A 23,566-nucleotide genomic window follows, 5' to 3' on the forward strand; every position below is an offset into this window, starting at 1 on the left:
TCAGAACTCGGTCCGTAGATTGAGGCTCAACGCATCGACGCTGTCCACCCCGGGGATCAGGTCCGAGGTCGCGGCATAACCGTAGCTGCCCCAGATCCGGGTCGAGCGGGTGACCTGGTAGCTCAGCTGGACATCGCCGAAGACCACGTCCTCGGCCTCGTCGAGATCACGGGTCAGGCCATCGTAGCGCACCCAGCCCCCGGCCAGCTGCAGCCGCCACTTGTCGGTCGGGCTGTAGCTGCCGCGCAGCGCCAGCAGATAACGGTCGAAGTCCTGGTCGATGCCGCTAAGCTCGCGCTCCCCCTTACCCACGCCAGTCAGATCGAGCGCCGGGATGCGGGTGGCCGAGGCATTGTGACGCGGGCTGTTGTGGATGAGGCTGGAGAAGCTGTCGAAGCCGGGCTCGATCAGCGAGCCGCCGAGGTTGAAGAAGCCCTGGGCCTCGAACAACAGCTCGGGCGTGGCTTGATAGCCGCCGCGCAGGAAGCCGGCGAAGGTGTTGTTGGTGAAGATCGCATCGCCGCCGCCGAGATAGTGTGCACCGGTGGTGATCTCGACCGGGCCGAGCATGCCCTGGGCCCAGGGCGAGACCAGGGTGCCGCTGCGCGGGGTGTAGAAATAGCCGGGCTGGTAGCTGCCGTCGAAGGCGCGCTCGTCGTCGCCGATGTAGTGGCCGAGCAGCGCCCCCCAGGACCACTCGGCGGTCTTGCCGACGAACCCGGCGAAGAGCAGGTAGCCATCGTCGAGCCGGTCGTCGTAGGTGGTGTTCTGGCGCTGGTCGCCACCGAGGATGAAGGTGATGTCCTCGGCCACCGGCCCGAGCAGCATGATGCGGTCGCGACGGTCGTCGGAGACGGTCATGTCGAAGTTCCAGTTGGCGATCTGGCGGCCGACGCGCAGCGTCCAGTCGTCGAAGGGCAACTCGACATAGCCGTAGTCGAAGGTGACGGTGCGGTGGGTGCGCCCGATGGTGAAGGGCTCCTCGTCCTCGACCGCCTTGGCGGACTCGTCACCGCGCCAGGTGTCGTTGGTGAGGTTGACCCCGGCATGGAGGCTCACCCGGTCGTCGAGGGTGAGGCTGCCGCGCAGCCGCAGGCGCTGCTCGAAGCCGCTCTGGGTATCGCCGAGGCCGGGGTCGCGATTGAAGGTGCGAACGTCGAAGTCACCGCTGAACTCGTACTCGACGGCGCGCTCGAAGGCCGCTGCGGCGGGCGCAGCCAACAGGCCGAGCAGCGCCAGTCTGGCGGGTCTGATGTCCATTCAGATGCCTCCTGCAATCTCTCTCGTTGTGGTTATCGTGGTCCGTGGACACCACCACGAACGGCGCACACGCTAAATTACGTTTACGCTAACGTCAACTATTGAACTTGTTGACGTAAACGTTAATACTCGCGCTCGAAGATCCTTCAGGGAGGACGAGACAATGACGACGGAACGGGCGGAGATCCTCTGGCAACCGGATGCGCGTGCGCTCAACGACAGCGCCATGGCGCGTTATCTGGCCTGGCTCGCGGATCACGACTATGGCTGGTTCGTCGGCTATCGGGCACTGCACCAGTGGTCGATCACCCAGCCCGAGGCATTCTGGGAGAGCCTGTGGCGTTTCACCGGGGTGATCGCCTCGCGCAGCTACACCCGGGTGCTGGCCGACCCCGGGCTGCCGGCGCGCGGCTGGTTCGAGGGCGCGCGGCTCAATTTCGCCGAGAACCTGCTGCGTCACGCCCTGCGCTCCCCCGATACCCAGGAGTGCGTGACCGAGGTCAGCGAATCGCGCGCGACCGTGCGGCTCGGGCGCGGCGCGCTGCTCGCCCAGGTCGGCGCCCTGCAGGGCTGGCTGCGCGCCCAGGGCGTCGGCGTCGGCGACCGGGTCGCCGGGGTGGTCGCCAATACTCACGAGGCGCTAGTGGCGATGCTCGCCACCACCGGGCTGGGGGCGATCTGGAGTTCGGCCTCGCCGGACTTCGGCACCGCCGCCATCCTCGATCGCTTCGGCCAAATCCGCCCCAAGGTGCTGCTGACGGTCACCGGCTACCGCTATCAGGGCCGCGACCACGACCGCGGCGCGCAGAACCGCGCCCTTGCCGCCGCGCTGCCGGGGCTGGAGCGGGCGCTCTCGATCGCCCTGCTGCCCGGGAGCGCACACCCCGACGACCCGGTCTTCGTCCCCTGGGAACAGGCCCTGACCGCGCACGCCGACAACGTCCCCGAGTTCGTCCAGCTGCCGCCCGACCACCCGGTCTACATCCTCTACTCCTCGGGCACCACCGGGGTACCCAAGTGCATCGTCCACGGCGCCGCGGGAATGCTGCTCAACCACAGCAAGGAGCTGCTGCTGCACGCCGACCTCGGCCCCGGCGACAGCCTCTGCTACTTCACCACCACCGGCTGGATGATGTGGAACTGGATGGCCTCGGCGCTGCTCACCGGGGCGCGGCTGGTGCTCTACGACGGCTCGCCGGCGCAGCCCTCGCTCGAGCGGCTGTGGGCACTGCTGGCGCAGGAGCGGGTGAGCCACTTCGGCACCAGCGCCAAATACCTCGGCAACTGTCGCAAACAGGGGCTGACCCCAGGCACCGATCACGACCTCACAGCGCTGCGCGTGCTCTTCTCCACCGGCTCGCCACTGCTCGCCGAGGACTACGACTGGGTCTACGAAGCGGTCGGACGCGAGCTGATGCTCAGCTCGATCTCCGGCGGCACCGACATCTGCGGCTGCTTCGTCGGCGGCAGCCCGCTGGTGGCGGTACGCCGCGGCGAGATCCCCTGCCGACTGCTCGGCGTCGACGTGCGCGCCTTCGACCCCGAGGGGCGCGACACCAAGGGCGCACACGGCGAGCTGGTCTGTCTCAGCCCGCTGCCGTGCATGCCGGTGGGGTTCTGGGACGACGCCGACGGCAGCCGCTATCGCGATGCCTATTTCAGCCGCTTCCCCGGGGTCTGGGCGCACGGTGATTTCGTTGAGTTCACCGCACACGGCGGCGCCATCATCCACGGCCGCGCCGACGCCACCCTCAACCCCGGCGGGGTGCGCATCGGCACCGCCGAGCTCTATCGCCAGGTCGAGACCCTGCCCGAGATCGCCGACAGCCTGGTGGTCGGCGCACCACTACCCGATGGCGACGTCGAGGTGCTGCTGCTGGTGGTGATGGCCGAGGGCCACGCGCTCGATGCCGCGATGATCCAGACCATCCGCCAGCGCATCCGCGCCAACGCCAGCCCGCGTCACGTCCCGGCGCGCATCCTCGCCGTCTCCCAGGTGCCCTACACCCGCAGCGGCAAGAAGGTGGAGCTGGCGGTCGCGCGCATGCTCCGGGGAGAGACGGGCGGCGACAACGCCCACGCCCTGGCCAACCCCGAGGCGCTCACCGAGATCGCCGCAGCGATCGCCGAGCCGGCGCCGCGTCGCTCCAGCGCCCCGACCGCCGCAGTCTGACCCCCAACGGCACGACACACCATCGCCGAGCCCCCCACTCGGCGATGGTCGATCGCCCGCGCGTACCATCCCCCCCCTGACAGGGAGAGGTTCCTACGCCCGGCACAGCGCACCTCCCTCACGAGACGCCCAAAATACACTTTGACATATATACCGAATGCCATATATTTATAGGCATGAACCTCAAGCCGACGGATCTCTTCGCTGCCCTGTCCAACGACACCCGATTGCGTTGCGTGGTGCTGTTGCTCGAACAGGGCGAGCTGTGTGTCTGTGAGCTGACCCACGCCACCGGGTCAGCGCAACCGCACGTCTCGCGCCATCTCGCCCAACTGCGCGAGCTGGGGCTGGTCGCCGACCGGCGCGCCGGGCTCTGGGTCTACTACCGCGTCCACCCGGCGCTCCCCGACTGGGCGCGCCGAGTCCTCAACGAGACCCTCGCCGGGGTGCGCGGACAGGCCCCCTTCAGCACTGACGCCGCCAACCTGGCGAGCATGCCGGGGCGCCCCTCGGCGCCGCGCTGCGCCTGACTGGCACCGACAGGTATCGAGTCGCCACCGATAACCACCTCAGTTATCGCAGTCGGGGAAAGGCAAGGTTCGCGCCGCAATATACACAAAACCAAATATATGGTTTTACATATATTAAGAAACCGTGATCGCACGCCTCAACCGCCATGACACCCGCCCGACACCGGGCACCAAGGATCAGATCGAGGATCCCTGCATGAACGCCACCGCCAAGACCGTGCTCGTGCTCTGTACCGGCAACGCCTGCCGCTCGCAGATGGCCGAGGTGCTGCTCAACCACGATCTCGCCGATCGAGTGCGCGCCCTCTCCGCCGGCACCCGGCCACAGCCCCGGGTCGCCGAGGGGGCCATCGCCGCGCTTGCCGAGGCCGGGCTGCCGACCGCGGGGCTCCATCCCAAGGCGGTCGACACCCTGCTCGACCAGCCCTTCGATCTGGTGGTCAGCGTCTGCGACAACGCCCGCGAGCAGTGCCCGATGTTCCCGCGCCCGCTCCCCCGGCTCCACCTCCCCTTCCACGACCCCCACGGCGAGCCGCTGGACGCCTTCATCGCGGTCCGCGACCAGATCCGCGTGCGCCTGGTGCCGGCGGTGGCCGAGGCGCTGGGGCTCACCATCACGCCACCATCGGAGTAAGTCATGTCGGTACCGTGCGAGGTCTCCACCAAACAGGCGAGCGGCGCACCGATGAGCCTCTTCGAGCGCGGTCTGACCCTCTGGGTCGGGCTCTGCATCCTCATCGGCATCGGGCTCGGACAATGGGCGCCGGCGCCCTTTCAGCTCCTCGGCAAGCTGGAGGTCGCCCAGGTCAACATCCCGGTGGGACTGCTGATTTGGGTGATGATCATCCCGATGTTGATGAAGATCGACTTCGGCGCCCTCCATCAGGTGCGCACGCACTGGCGCGGCATCGGCGTCACCCTGTTCGTCAACTGGGCGGTCAAGCCCTTCTCCATGGCGTTGCTCGCCTGGCTGTTCATCCGTGGGCTGTTCGCGCCCTGGCTGCCGGCCGAGCAGCTCGACGCCTATGTCGCCGGGCTCATCCTGCTCGCCGCTGCGCCCTGCACCGCGATGGTCTTCGTGTGGAGCCGGCTGACCGGGGGCGATCCCTATTTCACCCTCTCGCAGGTGGCGCTCAACGACGCCATCATGGTGTTCGCCTTCGCCCCCATCGTCGGGCTGCTGCTAGGGCTGTCGTCGATCGTGGTGCCCTGGGAGACGCTGCTGACCTCGGTGGCGCTCTATATCGTGGTGCCGGTGATCATCGCCCAGTGGTGGCGGCGCCGACTGCTGCGCCACGGCAGCGCGCGCTTCGAGGCCACCCTCGAGACCCTCGGCCACGCCTCGATCCTCGCGCTGCTCGCCACCCTGGTGCTGCTGTTCGCCTTCCAGGGACAGGCGATCATCGACGCACCGCTGATCATCCTGCTGCTGGCGGTGCCGATCCTCATCCAGGTCTTTTTCAACTCGGCGCTGGCCTACTGGCTCAATCGCACCGTCGGCGAGCGTCACAGCGTCGCCTGCCCCTCGGCGCTGATCGGTGCCTCCAACTTCTTCGAGCTGGCCGTCGCCGCGGCCATCGCGCTGTTCGGCTTCGAGTCCGGCGCCGCACTCGCGACCGTGGTCGGGGTGCTGATCGAGGTGCCGGTGATGCTGCTGGTGGTGCGGGTGGTCAACCGCACCCGGGCCTGGTACGAGCGCGGGCCACGGGTACGGTCGTGAAGCCAGCCGCCAGCCGCCAGCCGCCAGCCGCCAGCCGCCAGCCGCCAGCTTATAGCCTGCAGTGGCGGGGCTGGCCGCATGACCGACGACGACGGACAAGACGCTCCTGGTGGTTCCTTTCTTCACATTCAGAGACAGACATGAACATTTCTCTCCGTATCCATCCCCACCGCTCACCGCGAGCAGGCTCCCATGTTTGAGCAACTCGGTGATCTCATCGCCTTCGGCCTGCTCGGGCTGGAGCCGGCCTCGCGCAGCGGCGCGGCGGTGCAGTTCTTCGTCATGGACGTGGCCAAGATCTTCGTCCTGCTGGTGTTGGTGATCTATGTCATGGGGCTGTTGCGCGCCATGCTCTCACCGGAGCGGGTACGCGCCTTCGTGCGTGGCCGACCGGACTGGCAGGCGCGCGGCATGGCCGTCACCCTGGGCGCGGTGACGCCCTTCTGCTCGTGCTCGTCGGTGCCGCTGTTCATCGGCTTCGTCGAGGCCGGTATCCCGCTCGGGGTGACCTTCTCCTTTCTCATCGCCAGCCCGATGATCAATGAGGTCGCCGCCGTCATCTTGGTCGGTGTCCTGGGCTGGAAGCTCGCGGCGCTCTATGTGCTCGCCGGGCTGCTCGTAGCCTGGTTCGGCGGTCTCGCCATGCAGGCCTTCCGGCCCGAACGCTGGGTCGAGGACTATGTGTGGAAGATCCGCATGGGAGAGACGGCCATGGCCGAGCCCGACACCAGCCTGCGTGGGCGCCACCGCTACGCGCTCGGCGAGGTACGCGAGATCGTCGGGCGGATCTGGCGCTGGGTGCTGCTCGGCATCGGCGTCGGCGCCCTCTTCCACGGCTTCGTCCCCGCCGGCTGGGTGACCGAGCACCTGGGCGGGGACGACTGGTTCAGCGTGCCGGCGGCGGTGCTGCTGGGCATCCCGCTCTATGCCAACGCCACCGGCGTCATCCCGGTGGCCGAGGCGATGCTGACCAAGGGCGTGGCGATCGGCACCACCCTGGCGCTGATGATGAGTGTTGCGGCGCTCTCGCTGCCGGAGCTGCTGATCCTGCGCAAGGTCATCCGCTGGCCGGCCCTGGCGCTGTTCGCCGCAGTGCTGGCCGTCGCCTTCACCCTGGTCGGGTGGGGCTTCAATCTGATTGCATGAGGAGATACACATGAAGACGTTCAAGGTACTGGGCGGCGGCTGCCGCAACTGCGAGGTCACGGCCGAGGCGATCGCGCACGCCGCCGCCGAAGCGGGCGTCGAGATCGCGCTGGAGAAGGTCACCGACATGGCCGAGATCCTCGGCTACGGCGTCATGTCGACGCCTGCCGTGGTCCTCGACGGCACAGTGGTTCACGCTGGCGGGGTACCGGCGAGCGAGCAGATACGCGACTGGGTCTCGGGCTGACAAGGAGCGGCGCGGCCCAACACCGCGCCGACTGATTCAGCCGACCACGGGCTCGGGATCGCTGGCCAGCAGCACCCGGTCCTTACCCGCCGATTTGGCCCGGTACATGGTCGCGTCGGCGCATTTGAACAGCTCGGGGAGGTGACGCGCATCATAGGGATAGAGCGCGGCGCCGATACTCGCCGAGACCCGCTGACCATCCCATTCGCCGGCGCCGATCGCGCGACGGACGTCCTCGAGGATCGCACGAACGGCCTCAGGACCCGGTAACTCGGTCAGCAGCAAGCCGAATTCATCACCACCGATGCGCCCGGCAAGATCGTCGGAGCGGCTGCGCAAGCGTGCGCTCAGCACCCCGGCGACGAAGCGCAGCACCTCGTCACCGACCAGGTGCCCCTGGGCATCGTTGATCGCCTTGAAGCCATCGAGATCGATCACGCAGAGCGCAAAGCAGCGGCGATGGCGCGCGGCACGCTCGATCTCCAGCGCGGCGCGCTCCTCGAAGGCGATGCGATTGGCCCCACCGGTCAAGGCATCGGTACGCGCCAACCGCTCGAGCTGATAGAGCTGCGTGCGGCGATTGACATAGAGCGAGATCATCGACTGTACCGCCGCCGCGAGCACCCCCAGTAGCAACAGGCCGAAGAGCCCGATGACTACCGTCGGTGTCAGTGCCGCGCGTTCGTAATGCGTACGCGCAACGAAGGCCAACATCGTCCACTGCAACGGCGAGACCGCCTCGGACACGCCCCCCGCGCGCCCCTTACAACCGCTCGAACGCACCGGATAATCGACACGCAACGGCTCGACCCGCTGAAAGGCGAAGAAGCCGGCCGCAGTGCGCACCGTGCCGGCCTCGGCCCGTTGCATCGCTTGCCACACCTGGGGAAAGCGCCATTGCATACGCTGCTGCGCCCGTCCTTCGAGCATGAACCCCCAACGCATCTCAGCCACCGGCGCAAGCAACCAGTACCCATCGCAATTGACCAGCATCGGGCGCGACGGATCGCCGCGCCCGACATCCTCGAGCCGCTGCAACAACCGCCCAGCGAGATAATGGATGACGACCAGCCCACGATGGTGACCGGCGGCATCGACCACCGGGGTCGCCAACCGCAGGATCGGCACGAAGGGGCGCGCAACCTCACCATCGGTGACATCGAGACCCAGGGCGGAGATATAGATCTCCTCGGCCTCCAGGGCGAGGGCCGCGGCAATGTCATCATCACCCGAGGGGCTGCGCACGGCATCGTGCACGAGGCTCCGCGTCCGCCCATCGCCGCCCTGCTCGACCCGCACCCGCTCGCGCCCCTGGGCATCGAGCAGCCGGATCTGTTGATACAGACCGGAGTAGCGCAACCGTGCGGCGTACTCGCGCGCCATCCGATCGAGCGAGGCCCGATCACCGTGCGCCAGATAACGCGACAACTCGTTCTGACGCGCCAGCGTCAACACATCAGCGACCACATAGTCGAGCTTGTTCTCGAGCAGCCGCTCCTGCTCCTCGACACGATTGACCGCCGCGGCATCGAGGTCGCGATACAGGCCCTCGACCTGCCACGTCCGCACCAGCACCAACACCAGCACCAACACCCCGGCCAGCAGCGGATAGATCAGCAGAAACAGCCCACGCGCCGACAACGACCTCAACCACCCCTCGCGATCGGTCTCGGCGGCACGCTCGGTTGCAGCCTGGCGCCGTGTCGAGGTCTGCATCCAGACTTCCTCCTCAGCGCGAGGACGCATCATGATCGGGCCCACCGGCGACGACCACGCAATTCTTGCCGCGCATCTTGGCGCGATACATGGCGACATCGGCGGCACGCAGCAGCCCGGTGCGGCTGGTGGCATGATCCGGGTAGAACGCGACACCGATACTCACCGTCACCTGCTGTCCATCCCAGTCACCTGCGGCGATGCGACGACAAAGATCAGCAAGGATGGTCTGCGCCTGCTCGAGTTCGGTCAGCTCACACAGCAGCAGGCCGAATTCATCGCCCCCGAAGCGACTAGCGAGGTCATCGGAGCCGTTGCGCAGATGTTTGGCCAACACATCGGCGACGTCGCACAACACCTCGTCACCGCGCAGGTGTCCCTGACGATCGTTGATCGCCTTGAAGCCGTCGAGATCGAGCAGACAGAGCGCGAAGCGACGCTGATGGCGCGCCGCCCGCCCGATCTCGAGATCGGTACGCTCCTCGAAGGCGATGCGATTGGCCAACCCGGTCAACCCATCGCTACGCGCCTGACGCTGCAGCTGCTCGAGCCGAGCGCGCCGATCGGCGCGCAACGCCGCCCGCGCCCGTACCGCGCAGGCCAGCATCGCCAACAACAACACACCGAGCCCACTGATCACGAGGGTCGGGGCCACCGCCGCACGGGCATAGCGCGCCTGCTCGACGAAGGCGACGACGTGCCAACGCAACAGACTCGCCGTCGCCACCTCCTCGTCACCACCCGCACAGGCGGCCGAATAGACCGGATAGTGCCCCTGTAACGGCATCACGTCACGATAGACGAAGGTGCCCTGCTCGACCCGAACCAGCCCCGCCGGATGGTGTCGCATCCGGGCCCAGACCTGCGGATAACGCAGCTGCATCCGCTGTTGTGCGCGCTCGCGCAGCATGAACCCCCAAGCCATGCCCGGCTCCGGGGCCAGCAGCCAATACCCCGCACAATTGATCAGCATCGGTTCGATGGGGCCGCCTTGGCCGAAGTCCGCAAGCCGTTCGAGCAATTGGCCGGCCCGATAGCTGATGATGAGCATCCCACGCACGTGCCCGTCGGCATCGAACACCGGCGTCCCCACCCGCAACAACGGCAGCAATGGCAACAGGATCTCACCGTTCTCGACACTGAGATCGAGAGGCGAGACATAGAGTGCACCGGGCTCGAGCCCCAAGGTCGCCTCGACATAATAACGATCACTCTTGTCCTGCAGTGCCGCCTCGGGGACGACCAGGATCGCGTCGGCCAGCGACTCGACGCGCACGACCTCGTGTCCGGTCTCGTCGATCAGCCGGATCTTCTGATAACGCCTGGCATAGTGGATACGGTTGGCCAGCTCGGCGGCGATCAGCGGCAACCAGTCACGATCGCCGGTCTCGAGATACCGCCGCAGGACGTGCTGGTGCGCCAGCGTCAGCGTATCGCTGGCGACATGATCGAGCTTGTTCTCGATCAGCCGCACCAGCTCGTCGACCCCAGCCCAGGCCGCGGCATCGAGTTCGCGATGCAGCTGCCGCACACTCCACCCCCACACCAGCACCAACAGCACCACCAACACGCCGGCGAGCGGCAGATAGAGCCGCCAGAACCCCTGCACCCCCACAGCGTTCACCGACCACCCGAACTCGCATCACCCCTGCTGACAGACATGCTGACGTCCCCCATGATCAACCCGGCCAACCTCAGTGCGCCGCCCCCATCGAAACGTCCGCGACCGGCATAGATGGTGGGGGCGTTTTCATCCCAGCCAACGCGAGGTCCTGAGGTTCCGCGCAAGGCTCATCGCTAGCATCGAAGGCCGCGCTCAGGTCGATGATGTGCGCGATACCGACACGACCGCACAGCCCGAGCCGCGGTCCACATCACCAACGCACCCGCTCCCCTACACCTCGATCTCCACCGTCTGCAACACCGGCGCCGGTCCCTGGATCACCCCGTCTCTGATGTAGACCGGATCGCCGATGCTGCCGCGTCCCCGTACCTGGGTCTGCTCGCCGCTAAGCAGGGTGACGGTGCAGCCATCGCTGCTGGTGGCGGTGATGGTGCCGACGTCGGTGGGCGGCTCGGGGAGGAGTTGGAGCAGGCGGCGGTAGGCGTTCCAGGTGTTCATGTCGGGTGGCTCTCGATGCGGATGGATTGCCACACCTCGGGCAGGCGGCAGTCGAGTTCGACCGCGCGAGAGAGCCCGAGACGGGTGATGCCGCCCTCGGTGTAGCCGATGAGCTGGCCAGGGTGGATGATGCCGGTCTCGGGGTGGATCGGGGTGCGCAGGGTGATGTGGGCCTGGCGGCCGGTGTCGGCGAGCAGACGCAGGCCGCGCTGGCGGGTCATGACGACATCGGTGGCGAGCGCGTCGACGCAGGTCGGGGCCTGGGTGTCGCCGGCGCGCCCGGCGCGGCGCACGCGGTCGCGCCGACCGCCCTCGCCGCCAGTGATCCACACCGCGTCGTAGTCTGGGCGCGCGATCCACTCGATGCGCTCGGTGTGACAGGCATCCTCGGGCAGCTCGATGTCTGGGGTGGCATCAGCCCAGTCCCAGGGTGGGCGCGGATACCAGGGCAGCAGGCGCAGCACCGGCTCGGTGTCGTGGCCCTGGACGTAGCCGCCGCCGGCCTCAGCAATGCGCGCGGCGGCCTCGATGTAGGTGCCGGTGTGGCTCCAGGCGCCGGCCGGGACGGTCCAATCCTCCAGCTGCCAGTCAAGCGTCCAGCCGATCGGTACGCCGTTGTCGGTGAGCGCCGCGTCGAGCAGTTGGCGGGCGCTGCGCGACTCGGTGTTGATGCGCGTGCGCGGCGCGGCGGTTGGTGCGCCGAGCACGGCGGCGCGACCGCGCCCGCCGAGGTCGAGCTGATCGCTACCAAAGGTCCGCGAGCGAGTGATGGTGTCGAGGCACAGCCGGATCGGGTGGGCGTTGACGGTGGCGATCAGCTCGACGGCGGGCGCCTCGAGCTCGGCCTGGAGCTGCACGAGCGCCGCGCCCGGCACCCGCGCCGACCAGCTCCACGCCCAGGCGTCGGCCTCGAGCGCAAGGCGCAGCGACTCGACGGGGATCTCGGTGCCGTCGAGCAGGGTCAGGGTGACGGTGTTCCTCACGAGATAGAGCCTCCGGATGGGGACGATGCGGGTCGCGGTCGGCGGCTCGGGCACCCAGGGCGGGCGCGGTCGCCAGTCGCAGCAGCCGGGTAGCTCGACATCAGTGCCAAGCGGCGGGGTCGCACCACAGGACACCCGGGTGCGCGGCAGCGCCGCCGGCATGTAGCACGGCGTCCAGCGCCCGGGAAGCGGCCACATCGCTTCGGTGTGTGGGGTGCCGAGCGGGGTCTCGACGAGCCACGCGACGTGGTGCCCGACATCGAGGCGGAGACCGATCGGGCGCGCGTCCTGCTGATCGAGTCGCAACCGGTCGCGGGCGCGCTCTCGATCGCGATGCCCCGCTCGGGCGGCGGCCCGGATCGGGGCGGCCTCGGTGCACGCCGCCCGGGTCGCGCGCCGCAACCGCCGGGTGTCGGCATGGGGCGCGGTACGCGCGGCGCGGATCGGGCGCGCCTCGGCGTGCGGGATGTCGGTGACCCGGCGCAGCCGTCGGGTCTCGCTGTGGCGCAGCCCGAGCACCGGCCCCGGGCGCGAGCGCGCCTGCCGGTGGCCGAGCACCGCAGCGTGGCGGGTCGCGCGCATCTCGGTGCCGATGAGCCGCCAACCGCGAGCGGTGGCGCGCTGGTCGCGTGCCGGGACCTCGGCGCTGGGGCCGGTGGCGGCAGGGAGGGCCAGATCCAGCTCGACGACGAGCGCAGCCCCGAGCGTCAGCCCCGCCGTCGGCGCGGGCAAGGCGGCAACGAGGCTCGCATCCTCAACGACCCGCGCCCGGAGCGCGGCGGTGAGTGACAGACAGGCGCTCGGCGCGGGCAACGCGGCCTGGAGCACGGCCTCGACATCGCTCGAGTCGAGGACCGGGCGGCAGATCGGGTCGAGCACGGTGGCGGCCAGGGGTGGCGAGCCATATGACCGCCCCAGCACCACGACTGATTGCAGGGCTGTCTCGACCAGTGCCGGCGGCGGCGCGCCACAGGCGAGCACGACGGCTCGATCAAGTGATGGCGCGGGATCTCCAGGACGGATGCGCTGATAGACGCGCGCCGTCAGCGCCAACGTCAGCCCCGCCGTCGGCGCGGGCAAGGTGGCGTACAGCGCCGCGTAACCGATGCCATCTTCGCGCCATGCGGCGTCGGCCGCGTCCGGCGGCAGGCGCAGCAGCGGCGCGCGCCCTTGCCAGGAGACGTCGGCGGCGTCCGGCGGCAGGCGCACGTCGCTCACCCCGGGATCAGGCGATCGACCAGATCGGGGAGCACCGGATCGGCCGGACCGCCATCGTCGTCGGAGAGCACCAGACGATCGACCTCGCGCGGCACGGTGGTGGTGAGCAGGTAGGCGCCGTCGGTGGCGCTCGATCGCGTCTCGGCGAGCAGCGCGCCGCTCTGTCGATGATAGAGCCGCACGGTGCGCGCGGCGGGCGCACCCTGTTGATCGGTGATGATGCCGCTGACACTCGTCGCGGTCTGCTCGGTGTTGCCGAGGAGTTGGGCCGGGACCGCGTGGACGCTGGGCGGCTCCAGCGGGTGTTGGGTATCAAGCTGGTACTCGGCGAGCAGCCCCGGGGTGCCGAACGGCAGATACTCGGCCTGTCGTGCGGCGGTGATCTCAGGGCCGGTCAGCGCCCGATCCCAGAAGCGTAGCCTAGCAATCTCGCAGTCGGCGCGCGGTTCGCTGCCGTTGAATTGGGCGTGCCAAAAGGGGGCCGCCGCGCGCAGATCCATGTTGGTCACGGCCCCGGAGCCGACCAGGACGCCATCCTGCCAGGTCTCGGCGAGCGCGCCGTCGTACACCCAGGCGAGATGAGTCCAGGCGCCGATCACCGGTGTGCCGACGCGGATGTCGGAGGCGCCGATCCCCAGCCGTAGGCCGACCCCGGCAGCGGCGCGGAAATACAGGTTGATGCCGACCGCGTCGAACCGCTCGCCGGGGATGAGCGTCCCCAGCACGCCCGCGTTACTGGGCAGCGCGTGCAAGCGGTACCAGTGCTCGACCGTAAACGGGCGCGCATGGCCTTCGTTATCGAGCGGGAGCGGATTGGGGATCCGCATCCCCGGGACGGGGCCGCTCGACACGTTGTAGCCGCTCGTCGGAGCACTCATGGCTCAGCCCTGGAAGACCGCCGAGGTGACGCGCACGGACGCGCCCTGGTACAGCACCGAGCTGTCGAGCTGCACCTCGCCGCCGTCACCGGCGGCACTCACCGTGCAGTCGGCCCACCAGTCGCCGTGGCCGTCATAGATTCGCGCCCAGGCCGCGGCGGTGCCGGTCGCGGGGTCGGCGCCGGTAATCGGTGCCTCGAGCGGGGTGTCGAGGCGGAGCTGGTAGGTCTCGGGGTCGACCGCGCCGATACCCGTCGCCAGCGGGATCTCGACCAAGGCGGCAGCCTCGGGCGGGGTCTCGCCGGGGGCGACGGGGAGCGGCGCGCTGTAGAGCACGAGCCGCGCCCCGACCGCGCCACCTGTGAGCAAGGCCAGCCCGGCCTCGAGTACTGGCAGGCGGGCGGCGGCCTCGCGCGCGGCCTGGTGCTGGGCGCCGAGGTCCATCAGTCCTGCTCCTCCGGCGCGGTGATGGTGTAGGGGCCGTGACAGACCGGCTGACAACCGGCGCTGCGGTAGGTGATGTCGTAGGTCCCCGGCGGCACCTCGGCCGACCAGTCGCCGCTGGGCACGGGCACCACGTCGATGACGTGCCCGTGGCTACCCCAGGCGCGCACGATCACATCATCGGCGGCGCTGCCGTCGATGGCCTTGGTGGCGTTGCCGTTGATCGTGGCGAGCGCCCCAGCGTAGGGCATGTAGACCTTCAGCGGCGCGAGCGCGCCGGTGGTCTCGTCGAGGGTGATGCGCAGCAGGCGATCGTCGGTCGCCCCGGGGCGGGTGTCGGGGATCAGCAGGTGGTAGTCGCCGGGGGCGAAGCCGCGCACCGTGAACGCCCCCGAGACCGGGTCCGGGTTGACGACCTGCGAGCGCGCCCAGGCCGGGCGGCGCAACAGCTGCACCGGGAGGCTCAGGGGGTTGCCGTCATGGTCGTAGAGGATGCCGTGACGGGTCGGGCGGTTGATGTCGGGGAGCCAGGCACCGGCGCGGCCATAATTACCGCCTGCGGCGACACCAGGCAGGGTGGACCAGTCAGTCGCGTCGAGGATGGTCAGGTAAGGCGCTCCGTTGTGAGCGATTGCTAGGTAGGCGCTGTCTGGGCTCCACGCGCATTCGTATCCCGCACCCGGCAATGCTGGCACGCCGGAGACCGCTGACCAGTCGGCAGTATCGACGATGACGAGATAGGGCGAGCTTGCGTACACCACCGCCAAGTAGGCGCCATCTGGACTCCAACAACATCGGCGAGCAGTACTCTGCAATGCGGGGAGACCAGAAACAGCCGCCCAATTAGGGGACTGAAGCACTGTCAAGAATGGCGAACCGTAATGCGCAACCGCCAGGTAGGAGCCGTCGGGGCTGAAAGCGACACCCTGCCCATAAAGAGGCAGCACTGGCAAACCGCTAACTGGGTTCCATTCGGCAGTGTCAAGGAGGGTCAGATAAGGCGCAGCGTAGTGTGCGATTGCTAAATGCCCACTCGCGCTAAAAGCAACCTCGGCTACATAGCTCGAAAGGCTCAGGCTTATCGAGACCCGAGACCACGCCTCGGTATCCCACACCTGTAGGTGAGGCGCCCCACCGACATACCCCATAACAAAATACTTGCCGTCGGGCGAAAAAGCACAGCTTTCTACACGACCGGGTAATTCAAATGCCGGTGCGTCAGACAGTACAGACCAGTCGCTTGTATCGAGAATGGTCAGATAAGGCGCGCCACTGTGCGCCACCGCCAGATACTTTCCATCCGGCGAAAACGCCACCGCATTGACATCCCCTCCCGAGGCAAACCGCGTCGTCGCCACATCGAACGTCGGCCCCTCCAGGGTCCGCAGGGTGTCGTCGGTCGAGCCGATGGCCAGGAAGTAGTCAGTCATCCCTCACCTCAGGGTCGGTCAACATTGCCAAGCGCGTGGATCTCGCAGCCATCGGCGGCGGAGTCTGTGGGCTCGTCGGATTGCTGGATCGAGCGCGCGACCCAGAACTCGGCGATGGCGCCGACGGTATCGATGCGCACCACGTTGCCGGTGCTCCAGCCGCCGCCGTTGGCCGCGGCGGGGATGGTCATGTAGGGGGCGCCGGTGCTGTAGGCGCCGCCGCCGAGGTCGATCCGGGTGCGCGGGTTGATCGGGGCGATGTCGGCGCCGCCGGGGGCGTAGACGCCCTGCCAGACGAGCCCGCGGTTCTCGCTGATCAGCTCCCATTGGTCGCTGGCCGCGTTGGCGCAGCGCAGCACCCAGCGGTCGGTATCGCAGCCCTCGTTGCTGACCTGGATGGGGTGGTCGATCAGGTTGAGGGTGGCGGTGGCGGCGCTGCCGCTGGGGGCGTCGGCCCACTCTCCGCTCCAGCTCGCCTGATCCCAGGTCGCCGAGACCCGGGCGCGACGATCGCCGATGATCAGGCAGCCGGCAACGATGGTCTCCCCGGCCGGGTAGTCGTGGGTGAGCGGGCGCGAGAGCGCGAGCCAGCCGCTGATCTGGGCATCGGTGACCTGGCGCAGGTCGCCGACGGTGTGGCGCACGGTGAGCGGCGGGGTGAGGCCGTCAAGGTCGGGGAACATGATCTGCCCGGCGGCGCGGTCGAGCTGGTAGCGCTCACCACTGACCACCGCGCCCGTGGCGTCGGTCACCCGCACCCAAGCAAGCCGGGTGCGGCCAATCTCGGTAGCGACTCCGGGGCTGAGGTTGAGAGTGGTCTCGGCGGCGTGGAGGATCATCACCAGATCGCCGGGGCGGTAGATCGGCACCCGACCATCGGCTGGCAGTCGGGTGCCGTCGATGCCGAGGATATCAGCGTCCAGCGGTAGGTAGCTGTAGGCGACGGCGTTGTAGCGCAGGGTGGATGGATCGACGCGACGCGGTACCCATGTCTGGCCTTCGAAGTGACCGAATGCCACGACGGCAGTGCCGAACTCGTAATTTACGGCGCCCAGCACGTCGGGGCCGGCAATCACGCCGTCAGCGTCGGCGCTGGCTGTCAGCTGTTCGCCATCCTCGGTGGTGACGACGATCGACAGCGCCTCAGGCTTGAGCGGGGTCAACTCGGTACGGAAAGATGCCTCAACTCCAACCCAGTTACCGCGACGCGTCAGGCAGGCAGTGACAACCGGCCCGCCGTCAACGGCCCACTCGGTCAGTGCTGCTACGCCGGATTGATAGTTGATAGCGCCCGCCTCGATCGCACCCGAGGGGCTGTCGGTATAGAGGATGCCGGTGCCGCGATCCTCGTAGGAGCGCGCGCCCATCTCAAAGCGCAGCGAGCCGGGAACGATTGGCTCGACCAGTAGTGGCGGAAGCACTCGCACCTCGAGCGCCGACCAGTCGAACGCGACCGCTCGCGGCGGGTCTGCTGCCGCAGACTGAGAGATGTAGCTGACGGTGACCAGACCTGACGTGAAACGATGCAGGCGCTCGCTTGACGCCTCGGTGTCGGCGCGCGTCTCCCAGGCCGACTCATTCGAATCCCAGATCGTCTGGCTAATTGGCGGCAATACCGGCAGCTGAATGTCGCCGTTGGCGTAACTGACGAATCCGCCAGCCCCCACGATGCCACCCTCGCCGTTGTCGGTGGCGATGTGGTCAATGCGCTGCGTCGTCGAGCTTGACTGCTGCACGTCGACCGTTTTGATGTCGCCATACCAGTGCCGCTTCTCGATGACGTTTGACCAGCGTTCGGTGTAGTTGGTCGACCACGCCGCCGTCAGACTGCCCGGGAGGATCGCCTCACCAAGCGCCAAGCTGACCAGTCCGCCAGACTCGACCCCCCCTTCAAACGTCCGCGTCACGGTCGATTGTGGCGCGTATTCAACCTGGATCTGCGTCGAGATGTCCGGCATCAGCGCCGGGCTGAACCACAGCTCACCTGCGGCGTGAGCCACATAGCCTGTGCCGTCGCCCTCGATGTATCCGGTAGTGTTGGCGGTAGCGGTGCGTAGCTGGCCGTCGCTGAGGTAGGTCAGGGTTACGCTGCCGGGCTGGGCCGGCTCGTTGAGTGCCAGGCGGATCTCGCGGTTGGCTGCAGGCAAAGGTCCGAGGCGCTGGCTGTAATGCACCGCACTCGACCACACCCACATTACCTGCGAGCCGGCGTCCGGGAGCGCACCCAGGGTCACCGTCGCCGTGCCGGTCTGGGCATCGAAGGTGCCCGCGCCGATCGTGGGGTCGGCGCCACTGAGCACACCATCTGACTCGACCAGCTCGTACCAGTTGCCCTGGGACATGAAGCTCACCGTCAGCGAGCCATCACGCGGAATGGGGCGCAGCGTCTCGATCCAGTTGAGTCGGCGGTTTTCTGCGCTGACTTCGCGCGCCAGGGTGTGCGCAGTCTGCGCAACCTCGACCTGATGGCCGCCGCCGGCATCGACCACGTCGACGCGCTCGAGGGACATGGACTGCGCAACCAGCGGCGTCTCGGTCTGAGTGGCCGGCACGAGCTGGCTGTAGATGCTCGCCGCGCGCACCCGCAGGTCGCCCGATTTGGCGGGCTCGGCCAGCGGCTGGGCGCCGCTGTAGCGCGCGGCATCGGCTACCGTGGTGTCACGCAGGCGCGCGCCACCCTCATAGTCGTAGCCATCGCTGCGACGCGGGGTGTGGCCGGTGAAGTCGTGGCGCAGCGCGTCCTTGAGGGTCAGGGTGACGACCCAGCGGGTGTAGTCGCCGTTGGCGTCGGTGAAGGTGGCCTCGACGGTCTCGACGTCGATCACCCGCACGTACTGCTCGACGGCATTGGCCTCCCCCTCGTGCTGCACGAGCACCAGGGTCTTGCCGATCGGCGGCAACGCGGTGCCGACACGTTGCAGCACGCGGATGGCGCGCATCCCGGCGATGTGGTTGTCGTAGAGCACGCCCGGCCACATCGGCCCCTTGTAGAGATAGGCCTGGACGCGGTCGGCGGCCTCAGCGCGGACATCGAACGGGTCGTCGGTGCGGAGCATGGTGTAGCTGACGGAGGGGTCGCGCGGTAGCGCAGTGAGGGCGAGCTTGGCGCCGCCGTAAAGGCTGGCGTCGAGGCTGCGCACCGCCAGCGCGAGCTTGCGCAGGTTGAATCGACCATAGGCGCGATCGAGATCAGAGATGTCCTCGAAGACGTTGTTGAGTGCGCCGTCGACGATCTCGCGCCCGGTGGCGGCACCGCCACCCTCGGGGACGTCGTCCATGACCTGGGACTCGACGAAGACGATGTTCTCTTCCTGGATGGGCATATATCACCTGGCCGCCACGGCGGCCGCAGTCTCGAATTGACGTAACACGGCCTCGAGGTTGGCGCTCTGGGCCTCGGCAACCTCGACAGAAGCGGTAAACCCGCCCGGGAAGACGACCTCGTGGCGCACGGTGCGCGCCGGCGCAACATCGGGGGTGATGCGTGCAGCAGGCTCGATCCGAGGGGTGGCGCCCTCTTGGTTGCCGGTTGAGGGCGCTGATGCAGTCGCGGCAGCGGCGCGGCTTTCCGCGCTCTGCGCCGCAGCCTGCTCGGCAGCAGCTGCGCGCTCGGCCTGCCGCGCCTCGGCGGTCTTGATCTCGTAGTACTGGTCGATAAGGTGCAGCTGCTCGCGCAGGGCGGCGATCTCCTCGCGGTTGCCGTTACGGCGCGCCTCGGCGAGGGCGCGCTCGGTCTCGAGTCGATCCTGGCGCCAGTTCATCTCCTCGAGCTGAGTCTGCTGGCCCTGGATCTCGTAGAGTTTGGCGCGCCACTGGTTGAGCCCGTCCTCGGCGCTCTGGGTGAGTGCATCCATCTTGCGCCGCGCATCGTCGAGCGCCGCGCGCAGCGGCTCCAACTCCTCCTCGCCGAGGCGCTGGTTGGCGTTGATCAGGCGATCGAGCTTGCCAGCATATTCGCTCAGGCCGATCGACCCAGCGTCGAGTGCATCAGCGAGCCCGGTGAACTCAGCCTGCAGTCGCTCGCCCTGCTGCGCCAGACGTTCGACGGCGATCTCGGCCTCGATGACCTCCTGCTTGAGCTGGGTGATCGCGAGCACCACGGCGTCGGTGTCGCGCAGGTAGTTGAAGGCCATGTCGACGCGCTCGGCGAGCTGGTCGGCCGTCTCGGCCGTCGCCTCCAGCTCGGCCTCGAGCTGAGCGATGCGCGCCGAAGCCTCGTCCGCGCCGTCGCCGACGAAGTCGCTCGCTTCCAGCGCCTCGATCGCGCGAATTTTGTTGTCCCAGCGATCGATGCTGCCGACGATCTCCTCGACGGCGTCGGCCGCCGCCGAGGAGTAGCCGCGCAGATCGGCGATAGCGTTGCGGATCTGCTCGCGGGAGTTGAGGAAGGCGATGTTGAGGTCGTTGCTCGACCCGACGACCTTCTTGATGCCTTCGTCGGCGACCTTGGCGCTGTTACCGAGGTCGCGCTGGGAATCGGAGAAGGTGCGGGTGGTGTCGGCAGCCGAATCGCCGATATCGGCAAGCATCTGGCGGTGGCGCAACTGCTCGCGCATTGAGGCGATCTCGGCTTCGACCCCCTCGACGGTCGCTTGCTGAGTGGCGAGCTTGGCTTGCTCCTGCTGTGTGATCTCACCATCGGCGGCCGTCGCGGCACGCTTGACGGCAAGCAGCCGCTGTTGCGCAGCAAGCTCTTGCTCTTTGGCGTCGATCAGCGCGGTGATGCCGTCGATGGCCGCGGCGCGTACCTCGGCTTCTAGGCGCAACGCCTCGGCCTCGTCGCCGCGGGCGCGGGCCTCGGCGACGAGGTGCTGGAGGTGGTCGGCGCGTAGGTCGGTCTCACCCTCAAGCTGCTCGGTGGCGTGCTCGGCAGCGGTAACCTCGGCGGCGTGCTCATCGACGAGGTCTGCGAGCGCGACGGCGTATGCCTTGACGACGTCCTCGGCACTCAGGAGCGCACTGGTGTTGTCCTCTACAACATTGCTGTGATCGGCGAGTACGCCGGTGTTCGTCTCAGCGCCCGCCTCGATATCCTTGAGGGCACGCGCCATCCCGGCGGCACCTTTAACAGTGGCTTCGGCGGTAACCCCCATCCGCCCTAGGGCCTCATTGATGAGGCCGATCGGGTTATTGACTGCCAGCGCGCTGTCGTAGATCTCCCGCAGCATCCCAGTTAATGCGGGGCGTTGACTCGGGGCTGCGAGGGCATCGGATAGCTCGGTGAACGCACTGGCCAGGCTGCTTGTCTTGTCGACCAACCCTGAGTTCTCAGCAAGGCTTGCAGTCAGTCGACCAACGGACTCGTTGAGCGAATCCAGCGCCGTGCTCGCATTGCCGGAACGTGCCTCCAGCGCACCGGAAAACTCGGTCTCAGCGATCTCGCGTAGGGCCCCCTGGATGGCCCGGGCGTCGTTCTCGACCTCGACCATCGTACCTTTGAAAGTTAGCGCGACACGTTCGCCCTCGTCGGTAGCGCGAATACCGAACGCCTTGAGGCGGTCGAACTGGCCTTCCGAGGCATCGGCAACAGCCTCGACGAAGTCCATGATGGACTTACCAGAATTGCCTGCGGCGATGTTGGCGTAGGCCTCCAGTGCCTCCCGCGAGGGGTCGAGCCCGAGATTCTTGAGGCGGATCCAGGCCTGAGCCAACTCGTCGGTGCGCACGCCTAGGTCATCAGCGGTCACTCTGAGCGCCCGCATGACCGCGTCGGCCTCCTCGAGGCCGCCGGCGGCGAAGATGAGATCACTGCGCAGGTCCTGGGCGCGCATGCCGGCATCGAGCAGCACGGCAGCGACGTCTTTGAGCGCGTCGATGGCGGCAAAACCGATTTCGATGCCAGCAGCAACCGAGGTGAGGCCAGTGAGCGCGTCCGTCGCCTCCTGTAGCTTGTCGACGACATCCTTCGCCTGTTCCGCAACACGACCAAGGCCTGCACCAATCCGTTCACCAGCAGCACCGCCTACGCGCTCCATACCTGGTACCGCATCAGCAGCGACGTCAAGTCCACTGATCAAGGCACTGACCTCGGCACCAGCCTCGCGAGCTGCGCTAGCGACCTCTGAGAGAGAGGATTCGACGCCATCGAGTGCAACCTCGGCCGGAGCACCATCGACGTCAATGCGAAGTTTGATTTCGGGGTCTTTTGCCATGCAGGTAGGATTGCTGGCAATGGTGCCTGAGATCAGTGAATGTGGGTTAGCAAGTCGCCTTACACATAATTCCCACCACCAGCTATCCTGATCGCCTTGTCGTCATCAGCAGAGCAGAACACGTGAGATGAGTTGGGCCGCCGCCGAGTTGAGCACGGTCGATCTGGGAGACGAGCGGTTGAACGCCCGCTCGGCATGGTGGATGCGTGGATGTGGGCGCGAGCGCCGAAGGGGGCCGATGGGATGCGCCCGGGCGGCAAGGAGAGCACGCGCTGGGTGGAGGGCTACAGTCGAGTGGCGGAGCTGGCCGCGGAGTTACCCGAGACCCGCCTGGTCTATGTCACCGATCGCGAGGCCGACCTGCTGGCATTGTTGGTGCGCGCGCGAGCTGAGGCATCGTGCCGACTACCTGGTGCGCGCGAGTCACAATCGCGCCTTGCCCGAGGGGCGCAAGCTCTGGAGTCGTCTGGAGGCCGCCGAGCCGCTCGGCGAGCTGTGCTTCGAGCTGCCGGCGGGCAAAGGGCGCAAGGCGCGACGGGTGCGCCAGCAGCTGCGCGCCGAGCGCGTCGCGCTCGACGATCGCTGCGGCGGCACGCTTGCGGTGACCTGCCTGGTCGCCACCGAAATCGGCGCCCCGAGCGGGGTCCGCCCGATCGTCTGGCGCCTGCTGACCAACCGTGAGGTGAGCGATGCCGAGAGCGTCGCCGAACTCATCGACTGGTATCGCGCCCGCTGGGAGATCGAGCTGTTCTTCCGCGTGCTCAAGGAGGGCTGCCGCGTCGAGGCGCTGCAGCTGGCCGAGGTCGAGCGCATCGAGAAGGCGTTGGTCCTGTTCCTGATCATCGCCTGGCGCATCACCCGACTGATGCGCCTCGGGCGCGCGCTCGCCGAACTCGATGCCGAGCTGCTCTTCGAACGCCAGAAGTGGCAGGCCGCCTACTGAGGTTCCCCCCGAATTTCGTCCCCCAAGGATTGACGTAGACTGACGATCAAATCTTGGAGAGCACGATGCAGAAGATCCCGAAGCGGGTATACACGCTGGAGTTCAAGGAGCAGGCGGTCAAGCGGGTGCAGTCGGGGCGCAGTATCGCCTCGGTGGCGCGCGAGATGGGCCTGGTGGAGCAGACGGTACGCAACTGGGTACGGCGCAGCGAGGCCGGAAAGTTGGAGGTGGGCAAGGCGGTGACGCCCGAGGAGATGGAGCTGTCGCGGCTGCGCGCCGAGGTTGCCGAGCTTCGCGAGGAGAACTCGATCCTGCGAAAAGCGACGGCGTACTTCGCGAGAGATGCGCTGTGAAGTACGCCTGGATTGATGCGCATCGCGGCGCGTGCGGCCTACGCCGGCTGTGCGCGCTGCTGGGCGTGAGTGTGAGCGGCTATCGAGCCTGGCAGCGCGGCGGCCAGCGCCAGGGGCTGAGTGATGCGCAGCTGACGCTGCTGCTGCAGGCCATCCACGCCGAGAGCGGTGGCGCCTACGGCAGTCCGCGGATGGTGCGGGCGCTGCGCGCCCGTGGCCTGAGCGCGAGCAAGGCGCGCGTGGAGCGGCTA

The 23,566-nt window shown here is 67.8% G+C and carries 16 protein-coding genes and 2 pseudogenes; 8 read left to right on the forward strand and 10 right to left on the reverse strand.

The window, feature by feature from the left end:
* A complete protein-coding gene (locus HF203_RS13375; RefSeq protein WP_168670516.1) occupies positions 1-1,260 on the reverse strand; it encodes a hypothetical protein in 1,260 nt (419 codons plus the stop codon).
* A gap of 163 nt (positions 1,261-1,423) precedes the next feature.
* Between HF203_RS13375 and HF203_RS13380 the strand changes: the two genes are divergently transcribed.
* From HF203_RS13380 to HF203_RS13405, 6 genes are all read left to right on the forward strand, one after another.
* Complete coding sequence (locus HF203_RS13380; RefSeq protein WP_168670518.1) at positions 1,424-3,433, forward strand: acetoacetate--CoA ligase; 2,010 nt, start codon at positions 1,424-1,426, stop codon at positions 3,431-3,433.
* A gap of 176 nt (positions 3,434-3,609) precedes the next feature.
* Positions 3,610-3,963, forward strand: a complete 354-nt coding sequence (locus HF203_RS13385) for a metalloregulator ArsR/SmtB family transcription factor (RefSeq protein WP_168670520.1) — start codon at positions 3,610-3,612, stop codon at positions 3,961-3,963.
* A 124-nt stretch (positions 3,964-4,087) separates the two neighbouring features.
* Positions 4,088-4,597, forward strand: coding sequence for an arsenate reductase ArsC (locus HF203_RS13390; RefSeq protein ID WP_343043925.1), 510 nt, complete (start codon positions 4,088-4,090; stop codon positions 4,595-4,597).
* Between the two features lie 3 nt (positions 4,598-4,600).
* A complete protein-coding gene (gene arsB, locus HF203_RS13395) occupies positions 4,601-5,683 on the forward strand; it encodes an ACR3 family arsenite efflux transporter (protein ID WP_168670522.1) in 1,083 nt (360 codons plus the stop codon).
* 192 nt (positions 5,684-5,875) lie between these two features.
* Positions 5,876-6,829, forward strand: a complete 954-nt coding sequence (locus HF203_RS13400) for a permease (RefSeq protein WP_168670524.1) — start codon at positions 5,876-5,878, stop codon at positions 6,827-6,829.
* 10 nt (positions 6,830-6,839) lie between these two features.
* Positions 6,840-7,076 (forward strand): thioredoxin family protein, encoded by a 237-nt coding sequence (locus HF203_RS13405; RefSeq protein ID WP_168670526.1) that lies wholly within the window; start codon positions 6,840-6,842, stop codon positions 7,074-7,076.
* 36 nt (positions 7,077-7,112) lie between these two features.
* Here HF203_RS13405 and HF203_RS13410 read toward each other — a convergent pair whose 3' ends face one another.
* The 9 genes from HF203_RS13410 to HF203_RS13450 all read right to left on the reverse strand — a co-directional run bounded on the left by HF203_RS13410 (position 7,113) and on the right by HF203_RS13450 (position 21,842).
* Complete coding sequence (locus HF203_RS13410; protein WP_168670528.1) at positions 7,113-8,792, reverse strand: GGDEF domain-containing protein; 1,680 nt, start codon at positions 8,790-8,792, stop codon at positions 7,113-7,115.
* A gap of 13 nt (positions 8,793-8,805) precedes the next feature.
* A complete protein-coding gene (locus HF203_RS16310; RefSeq protein ID WP_168670530.1) occupies positions 8,806-10,416 on the reverse strand; it encodes a diguanylate cyclase in 1,611 nt (536 codons plus the stop codon).
* Positions 10,417-10,686: 270 nt separating this feature from the next.
* A complete protein-coding gene (locus tag HF203_RS13420) occupies positions 10,687-10,914 on the reverse strand; it encodes a hypothetical protein (protein WP_062273850.1) in 228 nt (75 codons plus the stop codon).
* Positions 10,911-13,115, reverse strand: a complete 2,205-nt coding sequence (locus HF203_RS13425; protein ID WP_168670532.1) for a hypothetical protein — start codon at positions 13,113-13,115, stop codon at positions 10,911-10,913. Before HF203_RS13425 ends, HF203_RS13420 begins: the two co-directional genes overlap by 4 nt.
* Positions 13,112-13,993, reverse strand: a complete 882-nt coding sequence (locus tag HF203_RS13430) for a LamG domain-containing protein (RefSeq protein WP_168670534.1) — start codon at positions 13,991-13,993, stop codon at positions 13,112-13,114. Before HF203_RS13430 ends, HF203_RS13425 begins: the two co-directional genes overlap by 4 nt.
* Before the next feature lie 3 nt (positions 13,994-13,996).
* Complete coding sequence (locus HF203_RS13435) at positions 13,997-14,437, reverse strand: hypothetical protein (protein WP_168670536.1); 441 nt, start codon at positions 14,435-14,437, stop codon at positions 13,997-13,999.
* Positions 14,437-15,867 carry a WD40 repeat domain-containing protein gene (locus HF203_RS13440; protein WP_168670538.1) on the reverse strand — a complete coding sequence of 477 codons (1,431 nt, stop codon included), beginning with the start codon at positions 15,865-15,867 and terminating at the stop codon, positions 14,437-14,439. Before HF203_RS13440 ends, HF203_RS13435 begins: the two co-directional genes overlap by 1 nt.
* A gap of 8 nt (positions 15,868-15,875) precedes the next feature.
* A complete protein-coding gene (locus HF203_RS13445; protein ID WP_246221783.1) occupies positions 15,876-19,190 on the reverse strand; it encodes a hypothetical protein in 3,315 nt (1,104 codons plus the stop codon).
* A 3-nt stretch (positions 19,191-19,193) separates the two neighbouring features.
* Positions 19,194-21,842, reverse strand: a complete 2,649-nt coding sequence (locus HF203_RS13450; protein ID WP_168670540.1) for a hypothetical protein — start codon at positions 21,840-21,842, stop codon at positions 19,194-19,196.
* A 363-nt stretch (positions 21,843-22,205) separates the two neighbouring features.
* Here HF203_RS13450 and HF203_RS13455 point away from each other — a divergent pair.
* Positions 22,206-22,959 (forward strand): annotated as a pseudogene (locus tag HF203_RS13455) (IS4 family transposase); the annotation flags it as partial.
* 68 nt (positions 22,960-23,027) lie between these two features.
* Positions 23,028-23,566: pseudogene (locus tag HF203_RS16220) on the forward strand (transposase); the annotation flags it as partial.

Source organism: Marichromatium bheemlicum (assembly GCF_012276755.1).
Taxonomy (GTDB): Bacteria; Pseudomonadota; Gammaproteobacteria; order Chromatiales; family Chromatiaceae; genus Marichromatium; species Marichromatium bheemlicum.

Coding starts and splice junctions, on each gene's coding strand:
- HF203_RS13420 (WP_062273850.1), bottom strand. CDS start 10,914: ATGAACACCTGGAACGCCTACCGCCGCCTGCTCCAACTCCTCCCCGAG.
- HF203_RS13410 (WP_168670528.1), bottom strand. CDS start 8,792: ATGCAGACCTCGACACGGCGCCAGGCTGCAACCGAGCGTGCCGCCGAG.
- HF203_RS13450 (WP_168670540.1), bottom strand. CDS start 21,842: ATGGAGCGCGTAGGCGGTGCTGCTGGTGAACGGATTGGTGCAGGCCTT.
- HF203_RS13445 (WP_246221783.1), bottom strand. CDS start 19,190: ATGCCCATCCAGGAAGAGAACATCGTCTTCGTCGAGTCCCAGGTCATG.
- HF203_RS13435 (WP_168670536.1), bottom strand. CDS start 14,437: ATGGACCTCGGCGCCCAGCACCAGGCCGCGCGCGAGGCCGCCGCCCGC.
- HF203_RS13440 (WP_168670538.1), bottom strand. CDS start 15,867: ATGACTGACTACTTCCTGGCCATCGGCTCGACCGACGACACCCTGCGG.
- arsB (WP_168670522.1), top strand. CDS start 4,601: ATGTCGGTACCGTGCGAGGTCTCCACCAAACAGGCGAGCGGCGCACCG.
- HF203_RS13400 (WP_168670524.1), top strand. CDS start 5,876: ATGTTTGAGCAACTCGGTGATCTCATCGCCTTCGGCCTGCTCGGGCTG.
- HF203_RS13430 (WP_168670534.1), bottom strand. CDS start 13,993: ATGAGTGCTCCGACGAGCGGCTACAACGTGTCGAGCGGCCCCGTCCCG.
- HF203_RS13375 (WP_168670516.1), bottom strand. CDS start 1,260: ATGGACATCAGACCCGCCAGACTGGCGCTGCTCGGCCTGTTGGCTGCG.
- HF203_RS13405 (WP_168670526.1), top strand. CDS start 6,840: ATGAAGACGTTCAAGGTACTGGGCGGCGGCTGCCGCAACTGCGAGGTC.
- HF203_RS13385 (WP_168670520.1), top strand. CDS start 3,610: ATGAACCTCAAGCCGACGGATCTCTTCGCTGCCCTGTCCAACGACACC.
- HF203_RS13380 (WP_168670518.1), top strand. CDS start 1,424: ATGACGACGGAACGGGCGGAGATCCTCTGGCAACCGGATGCGCGTGCG.